Genomic DNA, 10,045 nt, shown 5'->3' with positions numbered 1-10,045 from the left:
CGCAGGCCGCGGGCGAAGGTCATGTCGACCTTGGTGTTGACCTGGGTCTGGCCGATCCCGGGGAGGTGGTATTCCACCGGGTCCTCGATGGTCAGGATGTTGCGGGTCAGGCTGTTGAGGCTGGCCAGTCCGGCGTAGAGCGTGGTGGTCTTGCCGGAGCCGGTGGGGCCGGTGACCAGGATGATCCCGTGGGGCCTGCGCAGCGCGCCTTCCAGGCGTTCGCGAGTGCCTTCGGCCATGCCCAGGCGGCCGAGGTCGAGGCGCCCGGCCTGCTTGTCGAGCAGGCGCATCACCACGCGCTCGCCGTGGGCCGAGGGCAGGGTCGAGACGCGCACGTCGACTTCATGGCCGGCGATGCGTAGGGCGATGCGGCCATCCTGTGGAATGCGCTTTTCGGCGATGTCCAGCTTGGCCATCACCTTGATCCGCGACACCAGCAACCCGGCCAGCTCGCGTCTTGGGCGGAGGATTTCGCGCAGAAGCCCGTCGACCCGCAGGCGCACCGACAGGTGCTGCTCGAAGGTTTCCAGGTGGATGTCCGAGGCCTTGGCCTTCACCGCCTCGCCGAGGATGGCGTTGATCAGGCGGATGATCGGCGCGTCGTCTTCCTGATCCAGCAGGTCGGTGGTCTGCGGCAACTGCTCGGCGAGACTGGCCAGGTCGTCCTGCTCGGCGATCTGCTCGCCGAGGCCCTCGGCCATCTGCATGGCATCGGCGCGGCCGTCGCGGTAGTGCTCGGCCAGGCGCTGGGCGAACTCGTCCGCGCCGAGCACCTGGCAACGCAACGCGCCGGCGTGGCGGCGACGCACTTCGGCGAGGATCGCCAGCGCGGTATCGGCGCGGCAGTAGAGATGGCCGTCGTCAAGCAGCACGCCGTGCCGGCGCGCATAGCTGAACGGCAGGTGCGCGGCGCTCACCGGCGCGATTCCTTGCGCATGTCGACGACCTTGTCCTCGGCGGAGCCGTCGAACAGCCGACGCGGATCGGTGGGCAGCAGCAGGCCGTTGGCGCCGCCGCCGGCCGGGCGCAGTTGGCGCAGGTCCTGGTATTTACGTTGGCTGAGAGTGTCGGCGGTGGCGCTGTTGCGCAGCAGTGTCGGGCGCAGGAATACCATCAGGTTGGTCTTTTCGTTGACGTCCTTGGTGCTGCGGAACAGCCGTCCGAGCAGCGGGATGCTGCCGAGCACCGGGACCTTGCTGACCTGGGTCTTGACGTTGTCCTTGATCAGCCCGCCGATGACGATGATCTGCCCGTCGTCGGCGAGAATGGTGCTTTTCACCGAGCGCTTGTTGGTGATCACGTCGCTGGTGGAGATGCCGGCCGGCGCGCTGGCCAGCTCCGAGCTTTCCTGCTCCACCTTCAGGCGCAGGGTGTCGCCCTCGTTGATGTGCGGGGTCACCTTGAGGGTGATGCCGACGTCCTTGCGTTCCACGGTGGTGAAGGGGTTGCTGGCGCCAGCGCTGTCGGTGGTGTAGGAGCCGGTCTGGAACGGCACGTTCTGCCCGACCAGGATTTCCGCGGCCTCGTTGTCCAGGGTCAGCAGGCTCGGGGTCGACAGCAGGTTGTTGTTGGAGTCGCTGGACAGTGCGGTGACCAGCGCGCCGAAATTGCGGCTGCCGATACCGATGATCGCGCCGTCGGGCAGGTTCGGGCGCTTGCCGCTTTCCTGGCCGAGCAGGCTGCCGATGCTCATGCCGCTGTTGCCGAAGTTGGTCCCGCCGGCGAGGTCGCCGGCGCGCGCGGCCCACTGCACGCCGAGGGCTTCGTTGATGTCGCCGCTGACCTCGACGATCGCCGCTTCCACCAGGACCTGGGCGCGGGGCCGGTCGAGCTGGGCGATGACGTTGTCGAGCATCGCCAGTTGCGCCGGCTCGGCCATCAGCACCAGGGCGTTCTGGCTGGTGTCGGCGCTGATCATGATCGGACTGCCCTGGGTGCCTTCCTTGCCGCCGCGGGCGCCGTTTTCCATGCGCTTGCCGATGCCGTTGAGCAGTTCTTCCAGTTGCTTGGCGTCGCTGTGGTGCAGGCGTACCACGCGGGTACTGTCGTTGGCGTCGCCGGGCACGTCGAGCGAGCGCGCCAGGCGCGCCATCTGTTCGCGCAGCGGCGCCGGGCCGACCAGGATCACCCGGTTGCTGCGGGCGTCGCCGATGGCCTTGGCGGTGTTGGGCCCGCCGCCGTTCTGCGCCACGCTTTCGCTGAGGGTCTTGGCCACTTCGCTGGCCCAGGCGTGCTTGAGCTTCAGCGTGGTGAAGGACTTGTGCCCGGCGTCGTCGAGTTCGCGGACCACCTGGCGGATACGTTCGACGTTGTTGGCGCTGTCGGTGACCACCAGGGCGTTGGAGCTGGCCGAGGGCGCGACGTAGGCGTCGTTGGCCACCAGCGGGCGGACCACCGCGGAGACTTCGCTGGCGGTGGCGTTGTCCAGCGGCAGCACCTCGGTGACGAAGGCTTCGCTGTCGCGGCCGCTGTGGCGGTTGGCCTTGGTCTTGGCCTCGGCGACCGGCACGATCAGTACCCGGTCGCCCTGGTCGAGGGCGGCGAAGCCCTGGCTGCGCAGGACGCTGAGGAACAGCGAGTAGATGCCGTCCTGGTCCATGGCGGAGGTGGACTGCACCGTTACCTTGCCGCTCATGCGCGGGTCGAGAACCATGGTCTTGCCGGTGATTTCGCCGACTTCGCTGACCAGGTCGCGCAGTTCCGCGTCCTTCATGTTCAGCGTCCACAGGCGGCCGTCCTGGTCGTTGGCATGGGTGGCCAGGGGGAGTGACAGGGTGCCGAGCATCAGCAGGGCACTGGTGAGTCGGGTCAGTTTCATGGTGTGTTCTCTGCCTCGGCGGAGGACTTGGCGTCGCCGACGGCCAGCGGTGCCAGCAGGCGGGTCGTATGGCCGGGAAGGGGGAGTACCTGCTCGCGTCCGCCCGAGAGGATCAGTACGCGGTCGGTGGCGATGGCTTTGAGAAGCGCGCCACCCGGCAGGCGCGCGCCGAGACCGTAGAAGGCGCTACCTTCCGGTGATTGGATCAGCGCACGGGAGCGCTCCGCGCGGGTGTCGGCCAGGCTGGCCAGGAGCACCAGCGGGACGGCGTGCAGTTGCTGTTCCGGCGGTACGGCGCCGAACAGACGGTTGATGTTGTGGGCATCCAGCGGTGTCGGCGCGGGACGCGGCGGTACGGCGCTCGGTACGGACACGGATGCCTGCTCGGCGAGGGAGTCGATGTATTGCCAGCTCTCCAGACCCAGCCAGCCGAGCCAACTGCAGAGAAGGGCGGCGGCGATGGGCAGGGTCGCCCGGTCGAGCGGCAGGTGCGGAAGGCGGCGTGACATGGCGGTCAGGGCAGCATGCGGCGCAGCACCGGGTGCCCACGCCATTGATGGATCAGGACCGCGCCGATGTGGCCGACCACCAACAGGGTCAGGGCCACGCACGCATAGCGATGGACGCGGTTGAAGAATGCGGTGAGGAGCGGTTCGTGCAAGGGTTGCGGAAGAACCAGCAGGCCGAAGAAGTCGATGGGGTGCTCCATCATCAGCACGCCGCTCAGCAGCACCAGGCCGATGGCCATGTAGAGAGCCAGGTGTCCGACTTTGGCCAGCAGTGCCGCGCCGTGTAGAGCTTGTGCGGGCTCTTCGGCGACGGGGTGCGCGAGAGCGAAGTACAGGCGCGCACCGAACAGCGGAATCAGCAAGGTGGTGAGCGAGACGTTGATGAAGGATATGCCGTGCGAAATCGCTTCCGGCAGGTTCAGCAGCGTGTTGGCGAATCCGCTGAGACTGGCCCATACGATGATCGCAGCAAAGCACCAATGCAGCAGCATTCGTGGCCGTGAGTATTTTTCGGAAGTCATGGCGAGGTTCCTGAAGCGACGAGGAGCGCGGCGGCGAAGCGCCGCGCTCCGTATTGCTGGATGCTGGATTACTTGCGAGTCCAGGCCGTCTGCCAGTTGGAGCCGACACCCGGCTCGAACTGGTTGGAGCCAGCGTTCCACTGCTTGCAGAAGCCGCTGTACGGGAACGGCTTGCACTCGTAGGTCTTGCCGTCCTTCGCCAGGACGGTGGTGCCGGCGGTGTACTTGGACAGGCCGTCCGGGAAGACGAAGTCGTACTTGCCGTTGCCATTACCGTTGTCTTCGGCCTTCAGGCTGAAGCGGTGGCTTTCCTGCAGCATTTCGCCTTTCTCGGGCTTGGCCTTCACTACCAGGTCGTAGTCACCGGCGCTGGCGTTGCGCAGCGGGATGCTGAAGTGCGGCGCGTTGTTGCCGGCTTCGGCCTGCTGGTGAGCGATGCTCTCGCCCTTGCCGTTGAACACGGTGGCGTCGATGGTGTAAGTGCCGCCCTGGGCGATCGCGGTGAAATGCAGGTCCGCGGCACCACCCTTCAGGGTGTAGCTCGGTTGCAGACCGGAGAGGCTCAGTTCACCCGGAACGGTCGGCTGCTCTTTCTGAATCTCCACGCGGACCACGTCGCTGCCGGCCTTGGTGTAGACGTTGTTGACGCCATAGTTCGGGACGACTTCGCCGTCTGCGTTCAACATGCCCATCTGGTAGCCGGCGTTGGCCTTGTTGGCCTTCTGCGCGAGCAGGAACGGCCAGGTGTTGGCCTGGGCTTCGGTGGCGCCGGTGATGTCCAGTACGGTCTGGCGATTGGCCTGTTCACCGGCCTTGGTGAAGACACGGGTCATCACTTTGTCGCCGATCTGCAGTTGCTCGGGCTGTACGGCGCCGATGCTGGTCCACTCGCTCGGCGGCACGGCGTTGTTGTCGATGTTCACGTCGACGACCTGGTAGAAGGTCGCGGCGGTGTCGGCGATCTTCCAGGTGGCCAGGATCACGTGATAGCCGCTGCGGTCGCTGGGGATGTTGACGTTATAGGAGGAGGTCTGGCCGGACTGCGGACGGACGCCACCTGCGTCCTGGTGCAGCAGCGGCTTGAGTTCGAACGAATCGCGGGTCAGCGGCTGGTTCGGGTTCCAGTCCTTCTTGGTGATGTAGAACTGGTAGTAGGCCGAGGCGTGGCCAGCGGTGTAGCGCCACTTGAACTCGTTGACGCCGGGCCTGATGGTGGTTTTCTGCCAGCGGGTAGCGGTCTGCTCGTTCAGCGGTGCGAAGTTGGCGATGCCGCCGGCCGCAATGGTGCCGTCAGCCGGGCCGCACTGGGTGAAGTCGCCGGGGCAGTAGCTGCTCGGGTAGTGATGGTTGACGCCCGGCGCATACTCGATGCTCTGCGGTTCATAGGTGACCGAGCCGCAGTTGGCGTTGAGGTTGCCGCCTTTGGCGGAGCACATGAAGGCACGGGACTTCGGGCTTTCGATATAGCCGTGGGCGAACGCCTGCTGGGAACTCAGGGCCGCCAGGCCGATAGCCAGGGCGAGGGGAAGTTTGCTCATGACACGCGAGCGCTTGGAGTGGATCATCGTTCTACCTTGTTCTGAATGATTCATCGGGTCGCTTCGCAGCAGCCGCCCGACTGGATGGCGATGCCGTCGAAACCTGGCTGCTGCGAGGAGGAATGAGGATGCCGTCGGTAGAACGGGACTCACATTGGACGAGTCTGAATATGGCTAGGATGGTGTAGGAAAGGTGTGGCTGAATTTGTAGGTTGTTCGTGTAGGTCTCATGGGGAGGCGGACAACTCGTTCAGGAAAGCTGCCGCTCGACGTCCGTCAGCAGGCCGCCGATGACGGCCAGAAGCCGCTCTTGCTGCCGCTGCAATGTGCCGTCGTCCCGCCGGGCGGCCTTTTCGAGTTCCAGGCAGGCACGGATCAGACCTGGAGCATCGATGGTGCAGGCAAGTCCGCTCAGGCGATGAACCAGTTGTTCGGCCTCGGTGGCTGCCATGGGTTGTCGGAGGGCTGCCAGTTCTTGCTGGAGATTGCTGCGCAACTCGGTCAGCAGACGGTTCAGCAGGGTCGGGTCGGCGCCGGTCAGGCCGTCCACGTGGCTGATGTCGAATCCGGCGCCACCGGAGGGAGCGATAGCGGTGCTTACCGGTTGCGCGCAGGCGAGCACTTCGCGCAGGCGACCGAGGGTGACGGGTTTGATCATCAATTCGTCCATGCCCGCTGCCCGGCAGCGTTCGGCTTCTCCTGCCAGCGCGCTGGCGGTGTAGCCAATGATCATGCGTCGTGGCTGCCCCCGCTGCGCTTCGCGCTGGCGGATGCGTCGGGCCAGCCCGTAGCCGTCCGTGCCGGGCATGTTGCAGTCGCTGATCAGGATGTCGTAATGCTGCCGGTCCCAGGCCTCCAGGGCCGCCTCGCCGCTGTGCACTGCGGTAGCTACATGTCCCAGGCGTTTGAGCTGCTGACTCAGTACCAGGCCGTTGGTGGAGACATCATCGACGATCAGTATCTTCAACGATCCTACCCTTTCGTTGCCGGCGGCGAGAGCGCCCCGAGGCGCTTCGTCGACCCTTTCCAGACAGGCCAGCGATAGTTCGAAACCTACTTCGCAGCCCTGGCCTGGTTCGCTATCGATCCATATGCGTCCGCCCATCAACCGAACCAACTGGCTGCAGATGCTCAGGCCCAGGCCGGAACCGCCGTAGCGCTGTGCCGTATCGGCGCTGGCCTGCCGGTAACGCTCCAGGAGGTGCGGCTGCGCTTCCCGAGGAATACCTATGCCGGTATCGCTGACGCGGAATATCAGCAGGCTGTGGCCAGCGTCCCCCGGACGCTCCTCGACGCTCAGGCGCACCCGGCCGACCTCGGTGAACTTCAGTGCGTTGCCCAGCAGGTTATGTAGCAGTTGACGCAAGCGCAGGGGGTCAACGCGGTGCAGGCGTCCAGCAGTCAGCGAGCAATCCAGCTCCAGGGCCAGGTTGCGTTGCCGGGCCTGGCCGGTGAACAGTTCGAGGCTTTCCCGCAGCAGCGCGCCAAGGTCTGTAGGCTGTGGAGCCAGGAGCATCTGGCCGGTCTCGATCTTGTCCATATCGAGGATGTTGCCGATCAGGTCGATCATCGCACCCGCCGATTGCTGGGCGATGCGCAGGTTTTCCGAGGGGGCGCGCTGCCCCTCCAGTTCCAGCAGGCCGACCAGGGCATTCAGCGGGGTTCGTAGTTCGTGGCTCATGGTGGCGAGGAACTCGCCCTTGGCGGCGCTGGCAGCCATCGCCGTCCGGCGGGCTTCGCGCAGTTCCGTTTCCAGGCGTTGGCGGTCGCTGATATCGATCCAGCCGCCGAGCAGGCCCTGGAGTTCGCCGCGAGCGTTGTAGAAGGGCATCAGCCACTGATAGATCTGGTGCGTCTCGCCGTCCACCTCGATGCAGCAATCGAGATAGCGCGGCTGGCGATGATGCAGCAGCTCGCGGTATTCGAGTTCCAGGGTATGGGCCAGGCCTGGCGGACAGATGCCCTGTTCGGTCGGCGTGGTGCCGATCAGTTCTTCCAGCGATCTGCCGAAGAATTGTTCGTAGGCGCGGTTGCAGGTACTCAGGCGTCCCTCCAGGTTGCGCACGTAGAGTGGCGTGGGCAGGCCGTTGAGCAGCGAAAACTGGAAGGCCAGTTGGTCGCGCAACTGGTTCTGTGCGAGAAGTTTCTGATGCACCTGATTCTTCAGTCGCCAGTTCCATAGCAGCGACAGCAGGATGATCACGCCGGCCAGGAGCATCGCGTGCCAGAAGCCATCCGGCAGGTGCTGCCAGAGATTGTCCCCCTGAAGCGAGCTGGCCATGAGGCGCAGGCCAGAGCCGGAGCCACCTTCCTGAGCGAGGTTGCCCAGGAGTTTGTTGAGGATGCTCAGCAGTTCGGTGTTCTGCGCCGAGACGGCGAACACCTGTGGGGTCGGCGTGGCATCGATGCGTTCGCCCTGGCGCAGACCGTGCTCATGCAGCCAATGGGGAGGGTTGTGTATTCCCTGGAGAGTGGCGTCCACTCTTCCGCTCTCGACCAGGGAAAAGGCCTCATGGCCACTGTTGGCCAGGACCAGTTGTATTCCAGGATAGTGACGCTCCAGGTAGCCGCGCAGCGGATGGTTGCGGGCGATGGCCAGGCGTCTGCCGCTCATGGCTTCCAACGAACTGGGCGAGCTGGAGTGCTGGCGGATGACGAAGGTCCAGCCCTGGACCCCGAACGGCATGCTGAATGCCAGTTGCCGGCGATGCTCCGGAGTGGGGAGAAGGCTGTTGGCGAGCAGTGCTTCGCCGTTTTGCAGGCGCCGTTGGGCTTGCGCAGGGGATTGGCTGTCGAGAATCTCCAACGGTAACTGGTAGGTATCGGAGAGTGAGCGGAGGACGTCCAGGCCGAGCCCGCTCCATTGCCCTCGGCTATCCCGGAAGAAATAGGGAGGCGTGGGTTCGACGATCAGGCTCAGAACCCGCTTCTGCTTCAGCCATTCGCGTTCGCCAGGGCTGAGAGCGAAGGCGTCGGTCGGGGCGAACAACTGCCGGGCCGGTGTCCAGCGCTGGAGGAACTCCTGCTTGCGAGAGGCTGGAGTGGTTTCCAGTACATGATCGATAAGGGCGATCAGTTCCTGGCGAGATGCCAGGGCGGCAAAGGCGAAGCCCTGGCTGGAGAGGTTGGCGGCGAACTTGTTCTGCAGCTTCAGGTCAGGCCGTTGCAGCATATGGAAGTTCGCCCGTGCCTTGTCGCCGATGAATGCGTCCGCCTTGCCATCTGCCAGCCGCTGCAGGCCCGCGGCGGTCCCGGTGACGCTCTCCAGCAGGGCGCCCGGGTAGGCCTGGCGGACGGTATCGGGATGCAGATAGTGGTTGAGCAGCAGCACGTGCTTGCCATGAAGATCGGGGGGCAGGCTCCGATCGTCGCTGCGGCCGATGATGATCGGCGCATTGTTCAGATAAGGGCTGCTATAGATCAGTCCGGGCAGGTGCCGCTCGAAATCGCTGGCACGCGGCAGCAGGTCGACCTCGCCGTTACGCAGGCCGGCCAGGCTGGCTTCCACCGAGGAATAGCCGACCCTTTCCAGGGGAAGGTCGAGAAATTCGCTGATCAGTTGCAGGTAGTCGTCGGTGATACCGTTGAGTATCTGGCCGCCCTTGCTTTCCTGGTGCGATGCATCTCGCAGCACCCGGGCGACGCGCAAGGGGCGCTCAGGCAGGTTCTGGCGCATCCGCGACAGTTGCGCAAGGTTGCTGGGGGGCGCGTTCGCCGCACCGGCATCGGCCGGCGCCGGTCGAGGGATCAGTGCCAGGATGGCGCAGAGTGCCAGCAGCCCCAGGGTGCGAAGGATGCCGCCAGCATGTGGGGCTGCGGAACCCTTGCTCAAGCCAGTCCGCTCTCCTGGATATACAGGTAGAGCCCGGCATTGGTATCCAGCCCGAGCTTGCGCATGGCGCTGCTCTTTTGCGCGCTGACGGTCTGCTTGCTGCGGCTCAGGCGCAGGGCTATCTCGCCGATCGCCAGGCCGCTGCCGTACAGGCGCAGGACCTCGACCTCGCGCGGGGTAAGGTCCGCCAGGCAGGCCAGGGGCTTGCCGTGCCCGGCCTGGCCTACTTCCAGCAGGTGTTCGATGGAGCGCGACAGGAAGGGCCGGCGGCCGCCATGGCGGATCGCCTTGGGCAGGTCGTTGAGGACGCCGCGCTTGCTCACCAGGCCGCGGATACCCAGCTTGAGCAGGGACGAGATCAGTGCCGGGTTGTTGAGCATGGTGACGACGATGATCTGCAGCTCCGGATAACGCCGGCGCACCCTCTGCACCAGGCGCAGGCCGTCGGCCTGCTGGCTGTCGGGCATCATCAGGTCGGTGATCAGCAGGTCGCAGGGCTGGCTTTCCAGTTGTGTCAGCAGGCCGTCGGCGTCCTGGGCCTGACCGACGATCTGCAGATCGTCATAGGCGCTGACCAGGCAACGCATGCCGATCAGGGTGAGTGCATGATCGTCGACGAGGAGAACACGTGTTTTCATGAAGTCGAACCCGTTTGAAGTGGAGTTTTCGCAGCTCCGGACCTATACCGATGTCTGGCTGGTTTTCTGACAGGAATCTGCTCTGGACGGGTTCGAATTCTATAGATCGATTCTGTAGGTTTAATCAGGATTTTTCTGAATTTAGGTAGGAAATTTCCTATGATTTTTTGGAAGGAAAGCCCGCAAATA

The 10,045-nt window shown here is 64.9% G+C and carries 7 protein-coding genes; all 7 read right to left on the bottom strand.

Annotated elements, in window-relative coordinates:
• Positions 1–926 (bottom strand): GspE/PulE family protein (locus HMPREF2886_RS26435; RefSeq protein ID WP_168172033.1); only part of this gene is annotated, 926 nt, incomplete at its 3' end.
• Entirely contained in the window at positions 914–2,818 is a 1,905-nt protein-coding gene (gene gspD / locus HMPREF2886_RS26430; protein ID WP_033975710.1) for a type II secretion system secretin GspD, read from the bottom strand. The genes HMPREF2886_RS26435 and gspD, both read right to left, overlap by 13 nt.
• Positions 2,815–3,327, bottom strand: a complete 513-nt coding sequence (locus HMPREF2886_RS26425; protein ID WP_070748738.1) for a type II secretion system protein N — start codon at positions 3,325–3,327, stop codon at positions 2,815–2,817. The genes gspD and HMPREF2886_RS26425 overlap by 4 nt, the downstream gene beginning before the upstream one ends.
• A 5-nt stretch (positions 3,328–3,332) precedes the next feature.
• Positions 3,333–3,848 carry a cytochrome b gene (locus HMPREF2886_RS26420; protein WP_033969834.1) on the bottom strand — a complete coding sequence of 172 codons (516 nt, stop codon included), beginning with the start codon at positions 3,846–3,848 and terminating at the stop codon, positions 3,333–3,335.
• A 68-nt stretch (positions 3,849–3,916) separates the two neighbouring features.
• Positions 3,917–5,386 carry an N-acetylglucosamine-binding protein GbpA gene (gene gbpA / locus HMPREF2886_RS26415; RefSeq protein WP_228240828.1) on the bottom strand — a complete coding sequence of 490 codons (1,470 nt, stop codon included), beginning with the start codon at positions 5,384–5,386 and terminating at the stop codon, positions 3,917–3,919.
• A 250-nt stretch (positions 5,387–5,636) separates the two neighbouring features.
• Positions 5,637–9,218, bottom strand: a complete 3,582-nt coding sequence (locus HMPREF2886_RS26410; protein ID WP_083318618.1) for an ATP-binding protein — start codon at positions 9,216–9,218, stop codon at positions 5,637–5,639.
• On the bottom strand, positions 9,215–9,856 hold the full coding sequence (locus HMPREF2886_RS26405; RefSeq protein WP_033969830.1) for a two-component system response regulator TtsR: 642 nt from the start codon (positions 9,854–9,856) through the stop codon (positions 9,215–9,217). Before HMPREF2886_RS26405 ends, HMPREF2886_RS26410 begins: the two co-directional genes overlap by 4 nt.
• Between the last annotated feature and the right edge of the window lie 189 nt (positions 9,857–10,045).

The organism is Pseudomonas sp. HMSC066A08 (genome assembly GCF_001813025.1).
In the GTDB taxonomy this organism is placed as follows: domain Bacteria; phylum Pseudomonadota; class Gammaproteobacteria; order Pseudomonadales; family Pseudomonadaceae; genus Pseudomonas; species Pseudomonas aeruginosa.
The sequence above is the reverse complement of the archived record's forward strand: the minus strand, read 5'-3'. Positions and strand labels throughout refer to the sequence as shown.

Bases quoted from the DNA above. Each gene is read 5' to 3' on its own strand.
- gspD (WP_033975710.1), bottom strand. From the start codon at position 2,818: ATGAAACTGACCCGACTCACCAGTGCCCTGCTGATGCTCGGCACCCTG.
- HMPREF2886_RS26425 (WP_070748738.1), bottom strand. From the start codon at position 3,327: ATGTCACGCCGCCTTCCGCACCTGCCGCTCGACCGGGCGACCCTGCCC.
- HMPREF2886_RS26420 (WP_033969834.1), bottom strand. From the start codon at position 3,848: ATGACTTCCGAAAAATACTCACGGCCACGAATGCTGCTGCATTGGTGC.
- gbpA (WP_228240828.1), bottom strand. From the start codon at position 5,386: ATGAGCAAACTTCCCCTCGCCCTGGCTATCGGCCTGGCGGCCCTGAGT.
- HMPREF2886_RS26405 (WP_033969830.1), bottom strand. From the start codon at position 9,856: ATGAAAACACGTGTTCTCCTCGTCGACGATCATGCACTCACCCTGATC.